Origin of the sequence: Roseibium sp. (assembly GCF_965232425.1) — a bacterium.
Taxonomy (GTDB): Bacteria; Pseudomonadota; Alphaproteobacteria; order Rhizobiales; family Stappiaceae; genus Roseibium.
On sequence record NZ_OZ246971.1, the window covers coordinates 4,225,651 to 4,246,353 of the forward strand.

Annotated in this window: 25 protein-coding genes; 10 read left to right on the plus strand and 15 right to left on the minus strand. The window is 59.5% G+C overall.

All coding sequences use genetic code 11. From position 1 onward, the window contains the following. Positions 1-5 precede the first annotated feature (5 nt). Positions 6-1,412 (plus strand): exonuclease domain-containing protein, encoded by a 1,407-nt coding sequence (locus ACO08A_RS19195; protein ID WP_422037555.1) that lies wholly within the window; start codon positions 6-8, stop codon positions 1,410-1,412. A 20-nt stretch (positions 1,413-1,432) separates the two neighbouring features. Here the strand turns inward: ACO08A_RS19195 and ACO08A_RS19200 are convergent, their stop codons facing one another. Both ACO08A_RS19200 and ACO08A_RS19205 read right to left on the minus strand, forming a co-directional pair. After that, positions 1,433-2,689, minus strand: a complete 1,257-nt coding sequence (locus ACO08A_RS19200) for a hypothetical protein (RefSeq protein ID WP_422037556.1) — start codon at positions 2,687-2,689, stop codon at positions 1,433-1,435. Positions 2,690-2,960: 271 nt separating this feature from the next. Further along, positions 2,961-3,272: a hypothetical protein gene (locus ACO08A_RS19205; RefSeq protein WP_421984188.1), complete on the minus strand. Its 312-nt coding sequence runs from the start codon at positions 3,270-3,272 to the stop codon at positions 2,961-2,963. A 494-nt stretch (positions 3,273-3,766) separates the two neighbouring features. On the opposite strand from ACO08A_RS19205, the gene ACO08A_RS19210 reads away from it, so the two are divergent. Further along, a complete protein-coding gene (locus tag ACO08A_RS19210) occupies positions 3,767-4,246 on the plus strand; it encodes an RNA polymerase sigma factor (protein WP_422037557.1) in 480 nt (159 codons plus the stop codon). 32 nt (positions 4,247-4,278) lie between these two features. On the opposite strand, the gene ACO08A_RS19215 is transcribed toward ACO08A_RS19210, so the two are convergent. The 10 genes from ACO08A_RS19215 to ACO08A_RS19260 all read right to left on the minus strand — a co-directional run bounded on the left by ACO08A_RS19215 (position 4,279) and on the right by ACO08A_RS19260 (position 13,003). Further along, a complete protein-coding gene (locus ACO08A_RS19215) occupies positions 4,279-5,217 on the minus strand; it encodes a 3-keto-5-aminohexanoate cleavage protein (RefSeq protein ID WP_422037558.1) in 939 nt (312 codons plus the stop codon). 2 nt (positions 5,218-5,219) lie between these two features. Next, entirely contained in the window at positions 5,220-6,248 is a 1,029-nt protein-coding gene (locus ACO08A_RS19220) for a branched-chain amino acid ABC transporter permease (protein ID WP_422037559.1), read from the minus strand. Next, on the minus strand, positions 6,248-7,111 hold the full coding sequence (locus ACO08A_RS19225; RefSeq protein ID WP_422037560.1) for a branched-chain amino acid ABC transporter permease: 864 nt from the start codon (positions 7,109-7,111) through the stop codon (positions 6,248-6,250). Before ACO08A_RS19225 ends, ACO08A_RS19220 begins: the two co-directional genes overlap by 1 nt. A 92-nt stretch (positions 7,112-7,203) precedes the next feature. Beyond that, positions 7,204-7,908 carry an ABC transporter ATP-binding protein gene (locus tag ACO08A_RS19230; protein WP_422037561.1) on the minus strand — a complete coding sequence of 235 codons (705 nt, stop codon included), beginning with the start codon at positions 7,906-7,908 and terminating at the stop codon, positions 7,204-7,206. Then, complete coding sequence (locus ACO08A_RS19235; RefSeq protein WP_422037562.1) at positions 7,901-8,629, minus strand: ABC transporter ATP-binding protein; 729 nt, start codon at positions 8,627-8,629, stop codon at positions 7,901-7,903. The genes ACO08A_RS19230 and ACO08A_RS19235 overlap by 8 nt, the downstream gene beginning before the upstream one ends. 68 nt (positions 8,630-8,697) lie before the next feature. After that, positions 8,698-9,984 carry an ABC transporter substrate-binding protein gene (locus ACO08A_RS19240; protein WP_422037563.1) on the minus strand — a complete coding sequence of 429 codons (1,287 nt, stop codon included), beginning with the start codon at positions 9,982-9,984 and terminating at the stop codon, positions 8,698-8,700. Between the two features lie 42 nt (positions 9,985-10,026). Next, positions 10,027-10,950: a 3-hydroxyacyl-CoA dehydrogenase family protein gene (locus ACO08A_RS19245; RefSeq protein WP_422037564.1), complete on the minus strand. Its 924-nt coding sequence runs from the start codon at positions 10,948-10,950 to the stop codon at positions 10,027-10,029. Between the two features lie 3 nt (positions 10,951-10,953). Continuing rightward, a complete protein-coding gene (locus ACO08A_RS19250; protein WP_422037565.1) occupies positions 10,954-11,754 on the minus strand; it encodes an SDR family NAD(P)-dependent oxidoreductase in 801 nt (266 codons plus the stop codon). Continuing rightward, positions 11,754-12,101 carry a cupin domain-containing protein gene (locus tag ACO08A_RS19255; RefSeq protein WP_422037566.1) on the minus strand — a complete coding sequence of 116 codons (348 nt, stop codon included), beginning with the start codon at positions 12,099-12,101 and terminating at the stop codon, positions 11,754-11,756. Before ACO08A_RS19255 ends, ACO08A_RS19250 begins: the two co-directional genes overlap by 1 nt. A gap of 62 nt (positions 12,102-12,163) precedes the next feature. Next, positions 12,164-13,003, minus strand: coding sequence for a cyclase family protein (locus ACO08A_RS19260; protein WP_421984176.1), 840 nt, complete (start codon positions 13,001-13,003; stop codon positions 12,164-12,166). A gap of 177 nt (positions 13,004-13,180) precedes the next feature. Here ACO08A_RS19260 and ACO08A_RS19265 point away from each other — a divergent pair, with 177 nt between their 5' ends. Beyond that, positions 13,181-13,936: an IclR family transcriptional regulator gene (locus tag ACO08A_RS19265; RefSeq protein WP_422037567.1), complete on the plus strand. Its 756-nt coding sequence runs from the start codon at positions 13,181-13,183 to the stop codon at positions 13,934-13,936. A 43-nt stretch (positions 13,937-13,979) separates the two neighbouring features. Here the strand turns inward: ACO08A_RS19265 and ACO08A_RS19270 are convergent, their stop codons facing one another. Beyond that, complete coding sequence (locus ACO08A_RS19270; RefSeq protein WP_422037568.1) at positions 13,980-14,303, minus strand: hypothetical protein; 324 nt, start codon at positions 14,301-14,303, stop codon at positions 13,980-13,982. Between the two features lie 154 nt (positions 14,304-14,457). Next, a complete protein-coding gene (locus tag ACO08A_RS19275; RefSeq protein ID WP_422037569.1) occupies positions 14,458-15,183 on the minus strand; it encodes a LexA family protein in 726 nt (241 codons plus the stop codon). Positions 15,184-15,681: 498 nt separating this feature from the next. Between ACO08A_RS19275 and ACO08A_RS19280 the strand changes: the two genes are divergently transcribed. The 4 genes from ACO08A_RS19280 to ACO08A_RS19295 all read left to right on the plus strand — a co-directional run bounded on the left by ACO08A_RS19280 (position 15,682) and on the right by ACO08A_RS19295 (position 17,386). Continuing rightward, a complete protein-coding gene (locus ACO08A_RS19280) occupies positions 15,682-16,104 on the plus strand; it encodes a hypothetical protein (protein WP_422037570.1) in 423 nt (140 codons plus the stop codon). 162 nt (positions 16,105-16,266) lie between these two features. Beyond that, positions 16,267-16,446 carry a ribosome modulation factor gene (locus ACO08A_RS19285; RefSeq protein WP_422037571.1) on the plus strand — a complete coding sequence of 60 codons (180 nt, stop codon included), beginning with the start codon at positions 16,267-16,269 and terminating at the stop codon, positions 16,444-16,446. A gap of 100 nt (positions 16,447-16,546) precedes the next feature. Further along, positions 16,547-16,921 carry a DUF6362 family protein gene (locus tag ACO08A_RS19290; protein WP_422037572.1) on the plus strand — a complete coding sequence of 125 codons (375 nt, stop codon included), beginning with the start codon at positions 16,547-16,549 and terminating at the stop codon, positions 16,919-16,921. Between the two features lie 96 nt (positions 16,922-17,017). Continuing rightward, a complete protein-coding gene (locus ACO08A_RS19295; RefSeq protein WP_422037573.1) occupies positions 17,018-17,386 on the plus strand; it encodes a hypothetical protein in 369 nt (122 codons plus the stop codon). An 80-nt stretch (positions 17,387-17,466) separates the two neighbouring features. Here ACO08A_RS19295 and ACO08A_RS19300 read toward each other — a convergent pair whose 3' ends face one another. Further along, positions 17,467-18,315 (minus strand): LysR family transcriptional regulator, encoded by an 849-nt coding sequence (locus ACO08A_RS19300; RefSeq protein ID WP_422037574.1) that lies wholly within the window; start codon positions 18,313-18,315, stop codon positions 17,467-17,469. 117 nt (positions 18,316-18,432) lie between these two features. Here ACO08A_RS19300 and ACO08A_RS19305 point away from each other — a divergent pair, with 117 nt between their 5' ends. Genes ACO08A_RS19305 through ACO08A_RS19315 form a run of 3 tightly spaced genes read left to right on the plus strand, consistent with a single transcriptional unit; the run spans position 18,433 to position 20,703 of the window. Beyond that, positions 18,433-19,032, plus strand: a complete 600-nt coding sequence (locus ACO08A_RS19305; protein ID WP_422037575.1) for an amino acid synthesis family protein — start codon at positions 18,433-18,435, stop codon at positions 19,030-19,032. Then, positions 19,004-19,783: an alpha/beta fold hydrolase gene (locus ACO08A_RS19310; RefSeq protein ID WP_422037576.1), complete on the plus strand. Its 780-nt coding sequence runs from the start codon at positions 19,004-19,006 to the stop codon at positions 19,781-19,783. The genes ACO08A_RS19305 and ACO08A_RS19310 overlap by 29 nt, the downstream gene beginning before the upstream one ends. Continuing rightward, the gene (locus ACO08A_RS19315) at positions 19,780-20,703 is read left to right on the plus strand and encodes a flavin reductase family protein (protein WP_422037577.1); all 924 of its coding nucleotides are present in this window, start codon (positions 19,780-19,782) and stop codon (positions 20,701-20,703) included. The genes ACO08A_RS19310 and ACO08A_RS19315 overlap by 4 nt, the downstream gene beginning before the upstream one ends.

Genomic DNA, 20,703 nt, shown 5'->3' on the forward strand with positions numbered 1-20,703 from the left:
TGCTGATGTCGCTCAGTCTGAGATTGCGGACCTTTCTGCTGTTTTTCGGGTCCGCAGCCGTGTGTTCGGTTCTTGTCGTGCTGTCGCACTATTTCGCCTTCAACAGGCTCGACGAAGGCGGAGCGGTGTCCGCTTTTCTCATCTCGGGTTCATTATCGGCCTTCGCCATTCTCGCCGTGACGACGAGGGTCTGGCTGCTGTTCGACGAAAACGTCGCCAAGCCGATCGATCATCTCGCGGCCACGATCCGGACGCGCGCGCATGCCGGCGTCGATGCGCTGGTGGACCTGCACGGATCGCGGTTCCTCGGAGATCTCGGGCCTGCCATTCAGGCCGTGACAGGGAAGCTTTCCAGGGTTTCGGCGGAAACCGATGACATGGTCGCAAGTGAAACCGCGCGGATCATGGCGGAAAAAGCTCATCTTTCCATGCTTCTGACCGAAATTCCGGTCGCCATCATCCTGGTCAGTCCAAACCACCGGATCATGCTCTATGACGGGCAGGCGGCCGATGTGCTGGCACAGGTGCATGTGCCGCGCCTCAGCGCTTCGGTGTTCGACTATTTCAACGAAGAAGAACTGCTCGCCGCTCAGGCCAAACTCTCCGAAGGGCGCTCGGAGGTTGTTGCCAAGGTCGCCGGCAGTCAGGGAAAACTGAGTTTCGAGCTTCGCCTGAAGAAACTCAAGAAAGTGCCGGGCTACATGATCCTGGTGGACGGAACCAAGGCGCAGATTGAGCCGGATGCGGAGCGTCCGCTGATCTATGACTTCGATCTCACTGAACAGGTCAGCGAACGGGAGATCGAAAACACGCCGCTACAGGATCTGCAATTCGTCGTCTTCGACACGGAAACTACCGGCCTGATGCCTAACAAGGACGAAATTGTCCAGATCGGCGCCGTTCGTGTGGTCAGGGGGCGGATCGTCCCCGGCGAGATGGTGGACCAACTGGTCAATCCCGGGTGTGCCATACCGCCGGCTTCCACGAAGGTTCACCGGATCACCGACGATATGGTCGCAGATGCTCCGGATGCAGGCACAGCCGTGACCCAGTTCCACGGGTTCGCCCGCGACTGCGTCATGGTCGCGCATAATGCGCCCTTCGACATGGCGTTTTTGAACCGACACGCACGCTTGTGTGATCTCTCCTGGGATCACCCGATGCTCGACACGGTTCTGCTGTCCGCTGTCCTGTTCGGCGAGACGGAGGGACATTCGCTGGATGCCCTGTGCGCGCGGCTCGACATCACGATTGCGCCTGAGCACCGGCACACGGCACTCGGAGACGCCCAGGCGACGGCCGAAGCGCTGTGCAAGATGCTGCCGATCCTGTCGTCGCGCGGTTACAGGACATTCGGCGAGGTCATTCAGCAAACCCGCAAACACGGCAGGCTGCTGAAGGACCTGAACTGACCCGCAGCCATCACAAAGCTCTAGTCGAAGACGTGGCCGTGCTGATAACGCTCGTCCTTGCCGGCGGCCTCGGTCAGGGCGGCGACGTTCGATTTGGTGAAGAAGCCGTCGAAGGCCTTGCAGCGCTCGATATATTCCGTGATGAGCAGCGTGTGTTTCGAGTGCTTGGAAAAGATCTGCTTCAGATCGGGTGAATCCTTGCACTCGCCCACGACATGGGCAAGGAACGGGATGCCCTGCTGCCCGAGCAGGCCGACAACATAGTCGACGTTCTTCTGGTTCGAAGGATGGTCGCCGTCCAGGATTTCAACCGCCATGTGGTGCATCCTGCGCCCGTAGTTGCGGACGAAGTCTTCCGTCGGCATGGGCAGGTTTTCAAAGGAATTGACGAAGGACGGCGTGTTGTTGGCCGTGAACACCTTTGCCGGCGACTGCTTGTCGTCGCTGACGATCGGACACCGGTTCACGTTGGTGGAGGAGTTCATGTCGGAGATGTTGTAGGCGCCCCAGAAATAATAGGGAACCATTGTCTGAAACTCGAGGATCGCATCCTCGCGCTCACCGGCCAGGATGCGTGTCGCCATGTGGTCGTAGCCAAGCATCAGATCGTTCAGGCCGTGTTTTTCGGCAAAGGCAATGCCGTCCTGCAGCAGCGCGATTTCTGCGTCGGTCAATGTGACCCGTTCCCCGAGCGCCAGGCTTTCCGGATCGTTGAAATCGTGGCCGGAATAGCCGATCCGGTTGCCGGTAAAATCGGAAGGCGTCGAGAACACGATACCCATCGATGTATAGAAGGCGTTCTCCGTATCACCCGGATAGTCGAAGCGGATGCTCTGCGCTTCCAGTGTTTTCAGCAGTTCTGCGGTGTCGGGACAATGAAACACTTCGCCGACATAGCGGGTATTGGGCTTCTGGCGCGACAGCGGATAAAGCACGTTGAGGCGCTTGATATAGTCCTCGTAGGCACCCGAAAGCGGTTCCATCAGGATGACCGCAGGAAACTCCGGCTTGTTGTGGAGGACATGAAACTTGTGGGTGCCGGAAATGTAGCTGGAATGATACCGGTTCGGCGTCATCCGGTGCAGTTCGGCCATGGTGGCAACCCCGTCGCCCGCCTCGACCTGAATGACCACCGCTTTCATCCGCCCGACGAGATCGTTCACGCCGGTCTTCGCCCGGCGGTCATAAATCTTCGGCAGGTATTCCTCGAAGAATTCCGAATTCCTCTTGTCACCCTTGGGTTGGTAATCGGAATAGTCGAATGGCAGCGCGTCCATGATGCTCAGGTCCCCGGTGAATCACGATCGCCTTATTGGCGCTTTCATTAGGCCGGATCACCCTTTGCCCGTCAATCGATTGCAGATGACCGTTTTGCAACGTATCGGTCAATGACGTTTAGAGCACTTTCCGAAGTTTTCAAAACAGAAAGGCCACGCGCGATGCGTGGCCCTTTTCTGTCGACAGGTTCCCGGTTCCGGGACCGTCACTCGTTGTTCGCTGATCTCAGCTGATGCGGACAGTCAGGCCGTTCGCATTCAGGCAATTGGATCAGCGCAGCGCGCGCGCGTTGTCGGCTTGCAGGCGACGGACGGAGACCGGCTGATTGCCGTTCAGATCGCCATAAGCCTGGTCGGCGTAGTCGGCAAAAATGCGGGCGTCAGGCTGCTTTGCGCGGTTCGTGGAGCGGCTGAGCTGGCTGTTGTTGATGTTCTGCTGGTTGCTGGTGAAAAACACCGGCTCGGAACCGTTGGAGTCGCCATAAAGACCGCCGAAGTCGATTGCGCTTGCCGTGCCGACAAATGCGCCGGATACGAATACTGCCGCGATGACGGACGAAATGATTTTCTTGCTGGTACGCATGGGAATGTTCCTTTCGTATGTTGTGTCCAGTGGAGGTGCTGGCGTTTGGCCCGTGTCTGCACCTCGGTTACAGCATATGAACGTTCAGGGTGCGTATAGGTTCCAAAAAAATTAGAAAAAATCATACGCTTTATAATATACATGGAAAAATGAGATATTTTTTTGAGGAGAAATTTATAATTTTCTGGATTATTTAGTGATATTCATCACATATCAACTTCAACGTTACTTATTAATATTTGTGTTCGGTGTCTTTCGATTGGCCGATTTGCGGCACTCAGGGCAACCATGGCCCGAAATTCCGGTTTCGTTTCCACGTGTTAGACATCTTGGTTTTTTGGGGATCACTACAAGTAACTTTTGCGTGGCTGCATGTGTCCGGTGGAATTGGCGCACGGACTATCAACTCGCCATGAACTTCCTTTGAAGCATCTAAAACAAGATCCCGCTCAACATTAGATGCAGGTCATCGAAACAGACGCAGGGAGGGCTAGATGACCCGATTTGAAGACAGCTTTGCAACAGACCTGCAATCCGAAATTCCGCACCTGTGGCGTTTTGCCAGATCCATCTCCACTTCGTCCGAAGCGGCCGATGACCTGATGCAGACAGCCCTGGAGCGTGCCTTGCGCAACCGGCGCCAATATGTGCACGGTACGAAACTCAGGAGCTGGCTTTTCGCCATCGCCCGGAATGCACAGCTGGATGAGTTCCGCAAGGTCGAGCGCCGGGGCCACCATGTTCCGATCGAGGAATGGTATGAGCAGGCCACCGCAGCGCCGGCGCAGGAAAAACATGTCGAGCTTGGCGATGTCGCCAAGAGCCTTGAAAACCTGCGGCCGGAAGAACGCGACGTTCTGGAGCTCTGCGTGTTTTCGGGCCTGTCGCATGACCAGATCGCCAGCCAGATGGGTGTCGCCATCGGCACCGTGAAGAGCCGGCTATCACGGGCGCGCCAGGCACTTGCCGCCTAACGGCCTGCAGGTAACCGCGTTGCGTCCTTCGCCTAGAACGCGACGCGGTCTCCGCCCTTGAGGTCCAGCATTTCGCGTGCCTCGTCCGGGGTTGCCACTTCGCAGCCAAGGTCCTCGACAATGCGCCGGATCTTTGTGACCTGTTCCGCGTTGGATGTGGCGAGCCGGCCACGGGCAATCATCAGACTGTCTTCCAGCCCGACGCGCAGGTTGCCGCCCATCTGGCTGGCAGTCGTGGCGAAGGGCATCTGGGCGCCGCCCGCCCCGAGGACAGACCATTGATAGTCGTCGCCGAACAGGCGGTCCGCGGTTCTCTTCATGAAGACAAGATTGTCGATATCCGGTCCGATGCCGCCCAGGATGCCGAAGATGAACTGAATGAAGACGGGTGCCTTGAAGAGGCCCGCGTCCATGCAGAATTTCAGATTGTAGAGGTGCCCGACGTCGTAGCATTCGTGCTCGAACTTGACGCCGTGCGATCCGCCGAGTTCGTTTGCGACGTAGCGGATATCGGCAAATGTGTTGCGGAAAATGTAGCCTTCGGAATTGCGGATGTAGTCTTCTTCCCAGTCGTACTTGAAGTCCTTGATCCGGTCGGCGATCGGATGGAACGAGAAGTTCATCGATCCCATATTGAGCGAACACATTTCCGGAGACGCCCACTTGGCCGGGGCGATCCGTTCTTCCATGGTGTTCACCAGGCTGCCGCCTGTCGAGACATTCACAACTGCATCGGTCGCCTGCTTGATCACCGGCAGAAAGGCCTTGAAGTGATCAGGGGCGATGGAGACGGAGCCGTTTTCCGGATTGCGGGCGTGCAGGTGGAGGATCGACGCTCCCGCCTTGGCCGCTTCGATGGCCTGATCAGCAATGTCTTCGGCGGTGAAGGGGAGCGCGTCCGACATGGTCGGGGTATGGATGGCACCCGTCACGGCGCAGGTGATGATTGTCTTTTTGCGTTTGCGAGCCATCTCTACGTCCTGTCTTTCTGATTGTCGTCCACGACCCGCCGCGACAGCGGGAAAAGTTCCAGACCGGTCCTGTCCCTGACGAAGCCCCAGATCCCCCTTGGCGCTTTCAACATGACCACGATGGCGACAAGCCCCAACAGCAGCAGGTAGGTCGTGCCCAGGTCGGCGAGGGTCTCGCGCAGCAGGAAGAAAACGATGACACCGATGATCGGTCCTTCGAGCGTGCCGATGCCGCCAATGACGACGATGAAAATCACGAAGGCGGTCCAGTCGTTCACGCTGAAGGCGGCGTCCGGCGAAATCCGAAGTTTCTGAAGGAAGATCAGGGCGCCTGTCGAGGCGGTGAGGCCCGCCGTCACAACATAGACGATGAACTTGTGCCGCCAGATGTCGATGCCGAAACTGTTGGAGGCGACTTCGCTGTCCCTGATGGCGGTGAGCGCAAGACCGTTTCGCGACCTGAGCAGAAGGTAGATCACGGCCAGGACGAGAACGGCCATGCCGAGGGCGAGCCAGTAGGTCGTTGCCTCGCGCATGGACCGGCTGGAGGCCATGGAACGCACGATCGCGACCGGGAGGCTGGTGCCGGACCCGCCACCGAGCGCGGAAATCTGCGCGAAGCTGAGCCGGAACACTTCCGCGATCACCCAGGTGCCGATGGCAAAATAGGCCCCGCGCAACCGGAAGATCAGGAAGGCGACGGGGACGGCGACCAGTGCGCCGAGAAGCCCGGCGATCGGGATTGCCGCCAGCGGTGACAGACCTGCAAAGATCGCCAGCGCAAACAGCATGTAGCCTCCGAAGCCGACAAACGCCTGCTGGCCCACCGAAACAAGACCGGCATATCCGGCAAGCAGGTTCCAGAGGCAGGCGAGGGAGAGGTAGAGAAAGATCTCGCTCAGGAGCCGCATGTCGGCACGGCCCGCCCACCAGGGCGCGGCGACCAGGGCAGCGAGGACCAGGAGACCGGCGAGCGCAGCGGCGCGGCTTGCGGGCGACGATCTTGATATGGTGTAGGTTGCCGATGTCATCAGTCAATCCGTGGGAACAGGCCGCGCGGTCTCACCGCGAGAACGATCAGGAAGGCAATGTGACCGGCCAGCAGCTGCCAGCCGGGATTGATCTGCGCGCCGATATTCTGGCTGACGCCGAGAATGATGCCGCCGATCAGGGTGCCCCAGAGATTACCCAGTCCGCCGATGATGACGGCCTCGAAGCCGAAGATGAGCCGGCCCGGTCCGATCGACGGATCGAAACTGGTGCGAATACCGAGAAAGACGCCCGCGATACCGACGACGGCGAGGGACAGCGCCATGGCGAGGCCGAACACGTGGGCCTTGTTGAGCCCCATCAACTGGGCAATGTCCTGCTTGTCCGAGACCGCCCGGAAGGCGCGGCCCAGGGCCGAGCGGTAGAAGATCCACTGCAGGGCCGCAATAACGGCAACGGCGACCAGGAACATGAGCAGCGGCAGCACGCCGATATTGAGATCACCCGGAAGGGCAAGGCTGGCGGTTTCGATTGCGCCGGCGTTCATTTTCTGCGGATCGGCGCTGTAGATCTCAAGGAGGCCGTTCTGGATGATCACGGACAGGCCAAACGTGACCAGCAGCGGGGGCAGGATATCATCACCGAGGGTCTGATTGAGGACACCGCGCTGGAGCACGTAGCCAAGAAGGGCCATGAGCGGCACGACAATGACGAGGGCGAGCAAAGGGCTTATCCCAAGCGTGGTCGTGGTGGTGAGGGCAAGGAAGGCCGCGAGAACGATGAAGTCGCCATGTGCGATGTTGACCAGGCGCATGACACCAAAAATCAGCGACAGGCCGGCGGCGAACAGCGCGTAGAGACCGCCCAGCAGCACGCCCTGCAAGATGGCGTTTATCCATTCCATCCAAGTGCCTTTCCGCGGTTTTTGAAACCGTCCGTTCCGATCTTTGGGAGTGTGCGCTTCCGGCGCGGTTGTCTGGGGTAGCCGCTCATTGTCTACACCCCGAAATAGGCAGCGCTGATCTGTTCGCGGGTCAGTTCGTCGGAACGTCCCTCAAGCGAGATCCTGCCTTCCTGCATGCAATAGACACGGCCCGCGACGCTCAGCGCCTTGGCAATGTCCTGTTCAACGATGACAGCGCTCATGCCCTGACCGATGATGCCGGGCAGGGCGTCGTAGATCGACTTGATGATGATCGGCGCAAGACCCAGGCTGATCTCGTCGAACAGAATGAGTTCCGGGTTGGACATGAGGGCGCGCCCGATGGCCACCATCTGTTGCTGCCCGCCGGATAGCGACGTTGCCTGGACCAGTCGTCTTTCCTTCAGGACAGGGAAAAGCGCATAGACCTTTTCCAGGTCCCACGCGCCCTTGCGGCCCATCTGTCCCCCTATGACGAGGTTTTCCTCCACGGAGAGAGACTGAAACAGCTGCCTTCCCTCCGGCACCATGGCGATGCCCGTCCTGGCCACCTGATCAGCGCGCATCGCCCCGATCCGGGCACCATTGAACGTGACCATGTCCGGCTGATTGGTCAAAAGGCCGGTGATGGAGCGCATCAACGTCGTCTTGCCGGCGCCGTTCGCACCGATGATCGCGACGACCTCGCCGCGCCGAACATGGATGTCGACGTCGAACAAGGCCTGAAAGTCACCGTAGTGGGCCGTGAGCGCCTGGGTGGCGAGAAGGGCGTCAGCCATCGGCGTCCACTCCCATGTAGATTTCCTGCACTTCCCGGCTTGCCATCGTTTCCTTCGGGTTGCCCTCGGCGATTTTCCGACCGAAATCGATCACGATCAGCCGGTCCACCACAGACAGGAGGGCGTGAACGATATGCTCGATCCAGATGATGGAAATTCCGGTCGCCCGGATCGTGTTGATGGTTTCGACCAGCGAATGACATTCGTTCTCGGTCAGGCCGCCGGCAATCTCGTCCAGCAGCAGCAGTTTCGGCTGAGCGCAAAGCGCACGGGCCAGTTCCAGTCTCTTGCGTCCGAGCAGCGTAAGCGAACCGGAGACATCATTGGCCTTGTCGATCAGACCCGTGAGCTGCAGCATCTCCAAACAGTGCCGATCAGCCTTTTGCGCCGGCAGTTTGGCGCCGTGCGTTGCCGCGACCAGCACGTTTTCGAAGACCGTCATGCCAGAAAACGGCTGCGGGATCTGGAACGAACGGGCAATGCCCTCCCTGCATCTGCGCGCGGCCGAGTGGCGCGTGATGTCTTCACCGCTGAAGAAAATCTGCCCGCTGTCGGCCCGGACCGTCCCCGTGATCAGGTTGAACATGGAGGTCTTGCCGGCACCATTCGGCCCGATGACGCCAAGGGCTTCGCCCGCGTCGAGCCGATAGGACAGATGATCGGCGACGGTGATCGCGCCATAGGACTTGGACAGGTCCTTGAGTTCGAGAACTGGGGCCATCGGCATCTCTTCCGGGGTGAGAAAGTCCGGGGGGCGCACGGCGGGTCAAGCCGTGCGCCGTCGGGGCATTACGCCAGCAGTTTCAGCTTGCCGGTTGTGGGGATCTCCGGCGCGCTGTGATTGGACGTAATGACCAGTTCCATGCCGTTGGCACCCTTCTGCCACTGGCCGGCGACGAGCGGTGTCTTGGAAACGTTCTTCACGGGGCCGAAGCCCCAGTTGACGTGTCCGACCACGGTCGGCAGATCCGTTGCCTGAATGGCTTCCAGGATCGCATTCGGGTCTTCAAGGTCGGCGGTGCGCCTGATGACATCGGTCGTCACCTCGAAGAGCGCATGCTTGAAGCCGATCGGCTGGGTCCAGGGGCGTCCGGAAGCGGCGACATAGCCGTCGGCCAGCTGTTTCGCGCTCTCACCCGTCAGCGATGAAGAGAACGGATGTTCCGGTGTCCACCAGATTTCCGAGGTCAGGCCGTCGCCGCGATCACCGAGGGATTCAATGACTGACGGGAACAGGAGCGCCTTGCCTATGGTGACCACCTTGGGCTGAAAGCCCTGTTGCGCCGACTGGGACCAGAACGTTGCAAAGTCGGGAGGGATCATGTTGCCGGTGACAATCTCGCATCCGGCCTCCTTGAACGCCGAAATCTGCGTTGAAAAATCGTCGGTCAACGGCTGGTAGCGGCCCGGATCGGTCAGTTCGAAACCGCTGCCGACAAGAGCCGGCGGGAAGCCGACCTTGTCGTCGCCCCAGGCATTTCCGTCCGCATCGTTGGGAAACAGTCCGCCCACCTTCCGCTCGACACCGGCTTCCTCCCACAAGGCCAGGAACGCCTTGATGACGTCTTCCAGGCCCCAGAAGAAGTGATAGGTGTAGTCGAAGCCCTGGGCCGGATCGCCGTTGCGGCCGAAGAAATAGGGCTGCCACGGGCAATCGGTGGTGATGCAGGGGACTTCGTTGAGTTCCGCCTGATCGGAAATCGGGTTCGTGGTGTCGGGTGTCGAGGCGCCGACGAGAATGTCGACCTCATCGCTCAGGATCAGTTCCGATGCGACTTCGGCCGCCCGGTTCGGATTGGACTGGCTGTCCTTGGAGATGATCTCGACCTTGTAGGACTTGTTGTTGTTCTCAACACCGCCGGCGAGTGCCTTCTGAATTCCGGCAAGAACATAGTCGTCCGCTTCGGCGAACCCGGCGAGAGGACCGGTGCGGGGGCTGACATGACCGATCCTGATGACCGGGTCGGCTGCATATGCCCTCGTCCTGGTCAGGATTGCGGGTGCTGCCAGTCCTGCCGTTGCACCGGCAATGAAGCCGCGGCGTGTGATACCGAATTTCTTTCCAATGAGCGTCATCGTCTATCCTCCCAGATGCGCTTTACATGGCCGCAGGCCGTCTCACCCCAAGATGGCGTCCAGCTTGCGCAAGTGCGTTGAGACACGCTGGCGGAGCTGGTCCGCTTCCTCCGGCGTCCAACTCCGAAAACCTTCACCGGACTTCATTCCAAGCTTTCCTGCCTCCACAAGATCGCGCAGGTAAGGCGAAGGTGCCGGCCGATTGTCGAGATCGGCCAAAACGTTTTCATGGATGTCGAGTGTCAGATCCGTTCCGACCAGATCCGCGTTCGCCAGCGGACCCAGCACGGACAGGCGCCTGCCAAAACTCGTGTTGACCACGGTGTCGACGTCGGCGGCGGTGCAAACACCCTTTTCAACGAGATTGATCGCCTCGCGCCACATGGCGTGCTGCAGCCGGTTACCGATGAACCCGGCGACATCCTTTTCGACGCGCACCGGTGTCTTGCCGACAGAGGCAAGCAGGTCCATCGTCGAAGTCAACGCCTCATCGGAGGTCCATTCGGTCCGGATGACCTCGACCAGCGGGATCATGTGGGGTGGGTTCCACCAGTGGGTTCCGAGCGCCCGTGACCGCTCGCCGAGATCCGACATGATGGTCGTGATCGGGATCACCGATGTATTGGACGCAAAGATGCAACCTGCCGGCGCGTGGCGTTCGGCGTCGGCAAAAAGAGCGCGCTTCAGCTCCGGTTTTTCAGGCGCGGCCTCGAAGACGAAGTCGGCATCAACGACGCTGCCGGCCAGATCCGGGACAGGTGCGATGCGGGCCAGCGATGCCGCGGTTTCGCCGTCGTCGGCTCCGAGCGCAGCCAGGCTCGCGCGCACGCGTTCGTGCAAGGTGTCCAGACTGGCCGGGAAGGCGTCGTAGACCCGGACCTCGTGACCTGCACGCGCAAAGGTAAGCGCGATGCCATGGCCCATCAGACCTGCTCCAAGGACAGCGATGTTTCTGCTTTCGCCCATCACCTAACCCGCCGTGTAGCCGCCATCGGCATAAAGAATGTGTCCGGTGTAGAAGTCGGACGCTTTCGAGGACAGGAACAGGAGCGGACCGATCAGGTCTTCCGGCTCGCCGAGACGCCCTTTCGGCACACGCGCCAGAAAGCCGTCCCGGAACCCCTTTGCAAGTTCGTCATCCTCGAACATCCAGGATGTCAGGGGCGAGCGGAACACGGTGGGTGCAATGGCATTGACAGTGATTTTGTCAGCGCCCAGTTCACAGCCGAGGGCCTTGGTAATGCCGTCGACCGCCGCCTTGGACGCGCAGTAGGCGGTATACCCCGCCGGATGTCCAAGAAGACCGCGCGCGGAGGAGACCAGCACGATCTTGCCGCCGCTGGGCTGGTTCATCATCTGCGCGGTCGCGGCGCGGGCGAGCAGCCAGGACTGCGTGACATTCGCTTCCATGACATTGGAGAAGTCTTCCGGTGCCATGTCGTTGATCTTGGCGACCTTGTTCATGCCGGATGCGACGACGAGAATGTCCAGGGAACCGTGGTGCCTGACGCAGTTCTCGACCATCTCTTCGCAGGTTGCAGCATCGGCGGGACGCTTGTTCACCGTTTCGACGGCAGCGCCTTTCGCGCGGCACTCTTCGGCAACTTTCTCAAGAGCTTCCCTGTTTCCGGCCGCCAGGATGAGATCGCAGCCAGCGCCCGCGAGCGCATTTGCCGCGACCGCGCCAAATGCGCCCGTCGCACCGGTGACAAGTGCGACCTTGCCCTTGATGTCGAACAGTTCGAGCGGATGGGTCCAGACGTCAGCCATCAGATTGCCTCCGGCGGGTAGGGAATGACGACAAGCATGGTGCAGACGTGGTTCGACCGGTTTTCGATCGTGCGCACCTCGTTCGGCGCAATCGTGCAGCTGTCGTATTTCTTCAAGACAGTGGTCGCCCCGCCGCTCTCCACGGTCATTTCGCCGTCCAGAACGACATAGACCTTCTCGAACGGGGTTGAATCGGGTCCTGCGCCGCCTCCGGGCAGAAACTGGCTCAGGCCGATCCACTGGTTTTCCGGACCGCCGTCTTCAAAGCCCTGCAGGCGCAGGCCGACGACACCACGGTGATTGGGTGCTTCATAGGGCTGCGCGTCTTCAAAACGCTTCACATGCATCGCTTCCTCCCAGACGCGGCATACCGGACCGCCGTCAGGCGGCGGTCCCGGATTTCAGGTGATCAGAAGTCTTCGCCGGCCTCGATGCGGTATTGCTGGCCGCGGTCGATCATGGCAACGAGACGAATGATGCAGCCGTCGCCCCGATCCCAGTTCCAGGGGAAGAACGCGAAGGTGCAGCGCTTGCCGGTGACCGCATCAAGGTCTCCACCGACATTCTCGATCCCCAGGATGCCGTTGGAAAAGAGCGTGTTGTGGACCGGTTCCCATTCGGGGAAGTCGTCTTTCCAATCGCGCCCGCCGGACCACTCAAGGTACTCCGCTTCCAGATGCGGCAGGATCGGGCCGTTGCGCTGGGGACCAATCGCGGTTGCCAGCGGGTGATCGTTGGCCTGGGTATCATGGCCGACGACCTTGACGCCCTTTTCGACCATCCAGTCGGCCGCGGACGGCACGAGGCCGGGGCAGTAGGCGAAATAGTCGCCGTCTTCATATTGCTTGTGCCAGCCGGTGTTGATGATCAGAACATCGTTCTTGCGAATGGCGTGGCCGCAGGCCTTTTCGAGATCGTCGGCCGTGATCTGCTCCCATTTCTGTTTCGGGACGGAAACAACAAGACCTGATCCGAAGAAGTGGGGCAGGGGCACCTCGTCGATGAAAGGCGTGCCCTGGACCACGTGCGCCGGCGCATCGATATGCGTCGTGACGTGCATCGTTGTCGTGATCGTCTGCGAGAGCACTCCGGACTTTGCCATGTAGTGCTTCCGGTCGATCTGGACGTCTGCGAAATAGGGCCAGTTCGGACACTGGAAGCCGTAGCGGTGGGACAGGTTGTAGAATTCCACGCCCATATCATTGTTCAGATTGTCCTGAAACTCGATGCCGCGAATAGTCACTGACATATGTGTTCCTCCCGTCAGTCAGTGTATCACTGTATTGCTAAACGGTACAGATGCATCGTAATGTGGTCAAGTAGGAATCTCGACACGGCAATATTTTTGCCCTATATGCTGCGGCTAGCGTTGCGCAAATGAGGCGAATCCGGGGTCGGTGTAAGAGGGCGAAAAATGGTTCTGACGATGGAAACTGAGAAAAAGGTCCAGTCAAATCAGGGCGTTCAGGTCATATCGCGCGCTGCTGAAATTCTCCGTGTCCTGAAAAACGACAACAGTGGCCTCAGCCTTGGGCAGATTGCTGAGCGCGTACAACTGCCCCGTTCTACGGTACAGCGGATCGTCAACGCTCTGCTGTCCGAGCGCCTTGTGATGTCGTCCTCGGCCGAGGGAGGCCTTCGCCTCGGTTCCGAAATCCAGTCGCTTGCTGCTGCCGGGCGGGTGAACATGACGGAACTGGTTCATCCGGTGCTGACCGATCTGGCAAAGCGCACGAAGGAGACCGTCGACCTTGCGGTATTCCGCGACGATCACATGGTTTTTCTGGACCAGGTCGTCGGCACGCATCGCCTGCGGACGGTTTCGGCGGTCGGGGAAGTGTTTCCAATGACCGACACGGCGAACGGGAAGGCTGCGCTGTCCCTGTTTGAAGATGACCGCGTCGTCGCGATCGCCAGCCGGGAGCTGAAGGGAAGCGGCGAGAGCCAGCGGCCCTTGTCCGATTTTCTGAGAGAGATCGAGGACATCAGGGAAACGGGAATCGCCTGGGATCTGGATGAGCACACGAAGGGGATTTCAGCGACGGGTTTCGCCTTTCAGGATCCGGTCGGGCTGACCTATGCCATCTCCGTGCCAGTGCCCACGCATCGATTCACCGGTCTGAAGGAAAGTCTGGCGGAGCAACTGTCGGAAGCGCGCGCGGCGGTGCTCAAGCTGGTCTGAACAGGCCGATCCCGCGGCATTGAGTGCGCGAAGTTGACAGGTGTTACGCGGCGACTCGGGCGGTTATTCCGGCCCGCCGGCACTCAACGCGGTCCGCTTCATAATCCGACCAGTCTTCCAGAGCGCAATCCGTCAGGTCTTCGTGAACAGGGAAGGCTTTGCGCATCACGTCTTCGGTGATGTCGTTGCACCAGCCCTCGATCGGGTTGAATTCCAGGACGGCCCTGACCTGTTCGAGTTGCCCGGACCGGATGTCTTCGACAAGCTTGTGTCTGCGCATGTCTGCCAACTCGACCTCGGGTGTGTAAAGGCAATTCTCAATCTCGCAGATGACCGAGAACATGGACGTGTCCAGATTTGGTCTCATCTAGTTCCTCCCTCAAAACTAATTTCAATTTATACGTATTTTGCGTACAAATCAAGAAGGATTTCTTCAGGCGTACGCTTCTGCGTACGAATTAGGTCGAGGCCGAGAGGGTATATACGCCGTGTTTCCGGCAGGTCTTCAGGGCATTGCCGCGTCACAGGGGCTTAAAGACCATGACGATTTTCGCCTTGATCTTGACTTCGGTGTGGTCGGCGTCGCCTTCGCGGTAGGCAATCGTGTCCTGGAACCTCGGGTCGTCCGATTCCGGCATCAGTTCGGACTGTCCGTTCACGTTGATGAGGCGCTTGGCCGTGCGCTCGATGGTCATGCCTTCGTCCCTTGACCGCTCGACGAGGACGAGGTCATTTTCCTTCAGTTCAATGCCGGCGGCGAGGTAGTCGACGCACAACAGAAGATCGCCGTTGCCGGCAATCCTGTTGAGGGATTCCCCGCGCACCCTGACAACAAACTGGGCTTGTGCCGGAAAGCGTACGTCGTAGGATATTGTTGATTCAAAAGAATTCTCCGACTCGAAAAGTGCCGCTTCCATCCACAGGCCGGCGGCGACCTCACCGACAATCGGTACGCCGGAATTGGGCAATTCCGGGAGCTTCTTCTGAATCTCGGCAACGGAGCCGTCAGCCAGTGCGAGGATCTCGTCGCGGGTGATGGCAGGATCGCCCTTGCCGGGCAAGACCGCGAGAAGCTTGCTGATGAAGTTTGCGGGGAGGCCTTTTTCCGGATAGTCGGCGGAGAAATAGCGCTGGATCGAAGAGGCTTGCGAATATCCCATCTCTCTCGCGATTGCCCGCAGGGAGAGGCCGGACCTTTCCTTCAGCAGCTGAAGCTTGTCTCGGAGCGTTGTTTCGGATTGGTCCATGTTGCCGGTGCCGTCATGTCTGCCAAGTTGATTTCTCTTTTAGCGTATGAAATCTGCGTTGACAAGCATACGCAAAATACGTACATATTGCGAATGCGCCGCAGATGCGCGGATAACGGTCGGTTCGGAACTTGAAAGGGTGGATTTGGTGGACGTGCTCAAGGATCAAATCGAGGAAGCAAGAGACCGGGTGGCTCGCTTCCGACTGCGCGCTGAAAGGCCGAGCGCGCGTCTGGAGGACGAGTATGCGTTGGAGAAGGCGAGGACGCGGTTGCTGACACTCGAGCTGAAAAGCGCGAGATCGCAGATCAAGTCCAATGAGGACGTAGCGAAACGAACTCGGGGCCGAAATGCAGAACGCGGCCAACGTACGCTCTGTGAAGCCAGGGCCAGCAACGCAATGAGAACAAAGCATAAACATTTACGTCTTGGGACGCGCGAACGGGCGGAGGCGTCCTTTGCGGCTCTCCAGAAAGAGAAGACTGAAACTTCGGAGGAATGCTGATGGTATCTGGGGCGCATCTGGACAGGCTTGCAGCCGAGTTCGGCATCCATTTCGTGGCTCCGGCCAGGCGCATTGGCGGGATAAACCAGTGCAAGGCCCGCCGTACCTGTCAGGCGCTGCTCAAAAAACACGGGCCGGGGCATCTGCGTCTCGTTTTCGGATTGATCAATACGCCCGTCAACCGCGGCAACTGGTCGTCGCAAGTTCTGTCTGCCGTTTCCTGGCTGGTGTTGAACAAACCCGACCTCGTCGCACATCCAGCTTTCGTGGCGCAATTCGACCTGCTGAGGCTCGATGAGATGCTGCAACGCGCCAAGGATATCAATCCGGCAGCCCCAACAATTACTTTAGCTGTCCTTCTCGCGCACGAGTTGGACACATCTGTATCTGCAATTATGCCGGGGAAAGCAGCGTGAGGGTGCTTGTTATGAGGGCTGAGTTGACTACGCTCGCGGCAGCAATCAGTGAGTGTATAGAAAAACTAAGGCAATGCACGTCATTCTTGTGGTGCGGATCGGGGCGGAAACTCAGGCAGGGCGACTTAGTCGGGCAAAAATCAACGATCCTTGGTGGGGCAAATGGGTGTTTATCAGACAAAGGCGCAGGTTCATGCATTCGAGCGGGGCTTCCAGGCCTATGGAAAGGGAAAGTCTCAATCCGACAATCCCTATCCGCGCGAAGCCGACTATTTCACCTTGTGGACGCAGGGTTTCCAAGAGGCACAGGAGCAGGACAGCGATACGGAGCACCGAGCCTAAGACTGGTTTTACGGTTTCAGCGTGACCGGTTTTTCTCCGTTGCTGCGACGGACCGACTATCGGCGCTGCCTTGCTGCGGGCCCTGGACGGGAGCGCAGAGATGAGCGGTTGCCCGGAGAGCAAGGAGATCATGTCGCGATTGGTCGAGGCGATGACCGTCGTTGCCTGCACCGCGAAAGGCGACGGTCCGAAGTCCATCCTGTCTGCATGGCCCGATTTCCGGCGCAAGGTCGCTCATAGGAAGCGAACGTTCGGACCCCGGCAGATATCGAGAGCGGAAGAGGCGCTGACGTGGTTCGCTCTTGTTGATGATCCGGACAGCAGGCGCGCCTTGCAATTCGAGGTGATGTGCAAGGCAGGCGGTGGCCCCTTCAGCCGGACATGTGAAAAATACGGCTGGAAGAGATCCACCGTGACAAGCCGGAATCGGGTGGTCCTGAAACAGATTGCCCGGAAACTCGGGGATGCCACCTGACCGGTTCGGACAGAAGGCCCAGGGTGCAAGTTTTGATTGCCGTAAGGTAAGTCGCCATTTCTGATTTCAGGGCGATTCACGGCATGATAGAAGGGTTTGAAACTCAAGCCGGAGGGGCGAATGCGGACTACACCAATCCTCACACTCATTTTTGCGTCGATGTTTTTTGTGCCGGCCGTCTCGGCCGAAACGCTTTCCCAGAAACAGATAAAGAGTGAACTGATCGGAAAGAAACTCTCATATAGCGGTCCATTCTCAGGGAAAATCACCTACCGCCCGGGAGGCGGTTTTGTCTATTCCGCCGGGAACGGACAGAATCTTACGGGCCGTTGGCATTTCAAGGGCAACAAGCTTTGCACCAAATTCGACAACAACTTCCGCGGTGGACGGGTAAGTTGTTTCACATTCGAAAAAACGGGACAGCGCACCTATGTGACCAGTCTCGGATACAAGGTGCGCAGGTAAGGTTTCCGTCAGCGCATTCAGTTCCCAGCGCCCCGCCATATCTAAGTACTGCCGCTATTTGACAGTTTGAGGCTCTCGTTTCAGCCTGCACCGACAGATCCGACGATCCAGTTCCTGAACGCGACCGCTGCTTCCGTCTTCGATTTGATGGAGAGGTAGTAGTTTTCGTTGGCCGTCAGAGAGGCTGCGTGCGCGGGTTCGATCAGGTTCTGCTTTCGCGGTGAAATGGCCAGGTGTTCGTGAACGAGACAGACGCCGTTGCCGTGAATGGCCATCTGCAGCGCAGGTCCATAGGAATCCACAAGAAGGCCTGGCGGGCGCGGTGACATGCCGGCGGCGAGTGCCCAGGGTTTCCAGCCGTCCGACGTTCCGACTGCCTCAATAAGGGGCAGGCGTTCGAAGTCTCCCGCCAGAGCCGGAGATTTCAGGGCAACCAGCTTGTCGGTGCCCAGAAGTTCGGCGTCGGAACCGGCCTGTTTGCGGGATCCGAAGCGGATTTCAACGTCGGCGGCGGTCTGTGTGAATTCGTCGGGCCAGACAGCCCCGATCAGTCGGAGAACGACATCGGGATGTCTTTCGGTGAATTCCGGAAGTCTGGGGGCAATGACCCACTGGATGACACTGATCGAAGCGGAAACGGTCAGATGGTCTGACGCCTGGTCGGCGGCGAAAGCTGCGGTGGCTCCGGTCAGGGTGGCCAGTGCCGTGTCCACCTGGGGCAGCAAACGGCGGCCATGATCCGTAAGGGCGAGGCCGCGCGCCTTGCGGTCGAACAGCAAAACACCGAGACGCATTTCCAGCGATTTGACCTGCTGGCTGACCGCTGACTGGGTCATTCCGATTTCGTCGGCCGCTGCCGTGAAACTCAGGTTTCTCGCTGCGGCCTCGAACGCGCGAAACCAGTTCAGTGGAGGCAACACCGGCGCCATGATCAAGTTACCTATTAGTGTGACTAATACCTGAGACTGAAAATCATTCGTTTGTCCGGAAAGTCAAGGCGCTCGATACTGGCGCAGCACGTCGGGGAGGGGATTGCGGAGGACGGAATGGATCCTGAGATCAGGAAAATCGTGACCTTTGACGAAGAAGTCTTCATCGAAGGCTTCAGAAAGGCGGATGTGCCGTGGCGCATGTTCGCAGTTGCAGCCGTGGTGCAAAATCCGTGGGCCGGCCGTTATGTAGAGGATCTGCGTCCGGAAATCCGGAGTTTCGGTCCGATCCTCGGTGAGCTCATGACCGAGAGGATGATCAAGCTTGCGGGGAGCGGCGCAGCGATCGAAGCCTACGGCAAAGCCGCTGTCGTCGGGCTTGACGGTGAGGTGGAACATGCGTCCGGCCTGATCCACACCCTGCGGTTCGGCAATCACTACCGGCAGGCGGTCGGCGCGAAGTCCTACCTGGCCTTCACAAACACCCGCGGTCCTGCCAATGCTCCGATCATGGTGCCGTTGATGGACAAGAACGACGCCGGCCGCCGGTCACACTATCTGACCATTCAGTTTGCCATTGCCGATGCACCGCGCACCGACGAGATCGTCGTCGTCCTTGGCGGCGCAACAAGCGGCCGGCCTTTTCACCGGATCGGCGACAGGTATCAGGATCTGGAAGAGATGGGCCATGACCTGGACAACCCGGCCGCGGTCTGACGTCAACGGCCTTGCCGTCTCCTCATCCGGCACGGGGCCGCGCATGGTGCTGATCCACGGCGTCGGACTTCGGGCCGAGGCCTGGAACGGGCAATCCGCCGCCCTGTCCGCGCGTTTCGAAGTCCTGGTCCCCGACCTCCCGGGTCATGGAGACAGCGCCGCAACACCTGCCTCGTCCGGATTGCAGGGTTTCGGTGACCGCATCGCGCGCCTGCTCGATCGGCCTTCCGTGGTCGTCGGCCACTCCATGGGGGCGATGATCGCGCTGGATCTCGCCTGCCGATACCCGGACCAGGTGAAAGGTGTCGCGGCCCTGAATGCGATATTCCGACGAAGTCCGGCTGCCCGATCCGCGGTCCGGGAACGGGCTGCGACGCTGTGCGGAACCAGCGCCGCCGATCCGTCATCGACGCTCGCCCGCTGGTTCGGTGAGCGTTTGAGCCCGGAGCGTACTGCCTGCCATCATTGGCTCAGCAACATGGACCCGGACGGCTACAAGGCCGCCTACACCGTTTTTGCGAGCGAAGACGGTCCGGCAGATGAGACCCTCAGAAAACTGTCTTGCCCTGCGCTTTTCATGACCGGAGGCCGTGAACCGAATTCCACTCCCGCCATGAGCCGCGCAATGGCTGCCCTTGCACCAGAGGGCAGGGCGGAGATTGTCGCAGATGCGGCGCACATGATGCCCATGACGCATCCCGAGGAGGTCAACCGGGCCTTGCTTGATTTTGCAGAGAGGTGCCAGGAATGAGCGAGATCGAACCACGCGAGCTCAGAGATGCTTTCGGGCGGTTCATGACCGGCGTCACGGTCGTCACGTGCCTGGATGAAACCGGCCGGCCCGTCGGGTTTACGGCGAACTCGTTTTCCTCTGTGTCGCTGAGCCCACCGTTGTTGCTGGTCTGCCCGGGAAAATTCCTTTCCAGTTTCAAGACTTTCAGCGCCTGCACGAGTTTCGCGGTCAGCATATTGAGCGAGGGGCAGGAGGACATTGCCAATGTATTCGCCGGGTACAAGGGCGACCGGTTTGCACGCGTCGACCATGCCATCAACACTTCGGGGGTTCCGGTCATCGACGGCGCTGTCGCCTCCTTCTCCTGCCGGACCCATCAGGTCATGCCGGCCGGCGACCACGTGATCCTGATCGGTGAGGTTACGGCGTTTTCGCAGAGCGAGGGGCGTGGGCTCGGTTACGCGGGTGGCCGGTTCTTCAGTCTCGGCCTGGAACACAAGGCGCGCGATCCCGGTGCCAGAAAGAACATCTGCGGCGCCCTTGTCGAGGCCGACGGTGGCGTCCTCCTGAAGTCATCATCGGAAGGATACAGTTTGCCGGAATGTGTGGCGCCGGACCGAACGTCGCTCAGGGACTGCCTGCGCAGCGAGTTGCAGAAACTCGGTATGGACGTCGAACTCGGGCCTGTCTTTTCGGTCTTCGACGACCAGAACCAAGGCACTCACTTTGCCTACCTCTTGGCACGGGCTGCAAACGTGGATGCGGCGGCGGGCTATGAATGCATCCCATTTTCCGAATTGAGCGGTCTCCGTTTCAGTTCGCCTGCGACCGCACGCATGGTGGCGCGGTTCGCGGAAGAGGCGCGGACGCGCAACTTCAATCTCTATCTCGGCAACGCGGTCTCAGGAGAGACGCACCGGCTTCAGGAAAGGGCCTGA

Excerpts from the sequence above, each read along its gene's own strand:
- ACO08A_RS19195 (WP_422037555.1), top strand. The coding sequence starts at position 6 with ATGTCGCTCAGTCTGAGATTGCGGACCTTTCTGCTGTTTTTCGGGTCC.
- ACO08A_RS19200 (WP_422037556.1), bottom strand. The coding sequence starts at position 2,689 with ATGGACGCGCTGCCATTCGACTATTCCGATTACCAACCCAAGGGTGAC.
- ACO08A_RS19205 (WP_421984188.1), bottom strand. The coding sequence starts at position 3,272 with ATGCGTACCAGCAAGAAAATCATTTCGTCCGTCATCGCGGCAGTATTC.
- ACO08A_RS19210 (WP_422037557.1), top strand. The coding sequence starts at position 3,767 with ATGACCCGATTTGAAGACAGCTTTGCAACAGACCTGCAATCCGAAATT.
- ACO08A_RS19215 (WP_422037558.1), bottom strand. The coding sequence starts at position 5,217 with ATGGCTCGCAAACGCAAAAAGACAATCATCACCTGCGCCGTGACGGGT.
- ACO08A_RS19220 (WP_422037559.1), bottom strand. The coding sequence starts at position 6,248 with ATGACATCGGCAACCTACACCATATCAAGATCGTCGCCCGCAAGCCGC.
- ACO08A_RS19225 (WP_422037560.1), bottom strand. The coding sequence starts at position 7,111 with ATGGAATGGATAAACGCCATCTTGCAGGGCGTGCTGCTGGGCGGTCTC.
- ACO08A_RS19230 (WP_422037561.1), bottom strand. The coding sequence starts at position 7,908 with ATGGCTGACGCCCTTCTCGCCACCCAGGCGCTCACGGCCCACTACGGT.
- ACO08A_RS19235 (WP_422037562.1), bottom strand. The coding sequence starts at position 8,629 with ATGGCCCCAGTTCTCGAACTCAAGGACCTGTCCAAGTCCTATGGCGCG.
- ACO08A_RS19240 (WP_422037563.1), bottom strand. The coding sequence starts at position 9,984 with ATGACGCTCATTGGAAAGAAATTCGGTATCACACGCCGCGGCTTCATT.
- ACO08A_RS19245 (WP_422037564.1), bottom strand. The coding sequence starts at position 10,950 with ATGGGCGAAAGCAGAAACATCGCTGTCCTTGGAGCAGGTCTGATGGGC.
- ACO08A_RS19250 (WP_422037565.1), bottom strand. The coding sequence starts at position 11,754 with ATGGCTGACGTCTGGACCCATCCGCTCGAACTGTTCGACATCAAGGGC.
- ACO08A_RS19255 (WP_422037566.1), bottom strand. The coding sequence starts at position 12,101 with ATGCATGTGAAGCGTTTTGAAGACGCGCAGCCCTATGAAGCACCCAAT.
- ACO08A_RS19260 (WP_421984176.1), bottom strand. The coding sequence starts at position 13,003 with ATGTCAGTGACTATTCGCGGCATCGAGTTTCAGGACAATCTGAACAAT.
- ACO08A_RS19265 (WP_422037567.1), top strand. The coding sequence starts at position 13,181 with ATGGAAACTGAGAAAAAGGTCCAGTCAAATCAGGGCGTTCAGGTCATA.
- ACO08A_RS19270 (WP_422037568.1), bottom strand. The coding sequence starts at position 14,303 with ATGAGACCAAATCTGGACACGTCCATGTTCTCGGTCATCTGCGAGATT.
- ACO08A_RS19275 (WP_422037569.1), bottom strand. The coding sequence starts at position 15,183 with ATGGACCAATCCGAAACAACGCTCCGAGACAAGCTTCAGCTGCTGAAG.
- ACO08A_RS19280 (WP_422037570.1), top strand. The coding sequence starts at position 15,682 with ATGCTGATGGTATCTGGGGCGCATCTGGACAGGCTTGCAGCCGAGTTC.
- ACO08A_RS19285 (WP_422037571.1), top strand. The coding sequence starts at position 16,267 with ATGGGTGTTTATCAGACAAAGGCGCAGGTTCATGCATTCGAGCGGGGC.
- ACO08A_RS19290 (WP_422037572.1), top strand. The coding sequence starts at position 16,547 with ATGAGCGGTTGCCCGGAGAGCAAGGAGATCATGTCGCGATTGGTCGAG.
- ACO08A_RS19300 (WP_422037574.1), bottom strand. The coding sequence starts at position 18,315 with ATGGCGCCGGTGTTGCCTCCACTGAACTGGTTTCGCGCGTTCGAGGCC.
- ACO08A_RS19305 (WP_422037575.1), top strand. The coding sequence starts at position 18,433 with ATGGATCCTGAGATCAGGAAAATCGTGACCTTTGACGAAGAAGTCTTC.
- ACO08A_RS19310 (WP_422037576.1), top strand. The coding sequence starts at position 19,004 with ATGACCTGGACAACCCGGCCGCGGTCTGACGTCAACGGCCTTGCCGTC.
- ACO08A_RS19315 (WP_422037577.1), top strand. The coding sequence starts at position 19,780 with ATGAGCGAGATCGAACCACGCGAGCTCAGAGATGCTTTCGGGCGGTTC.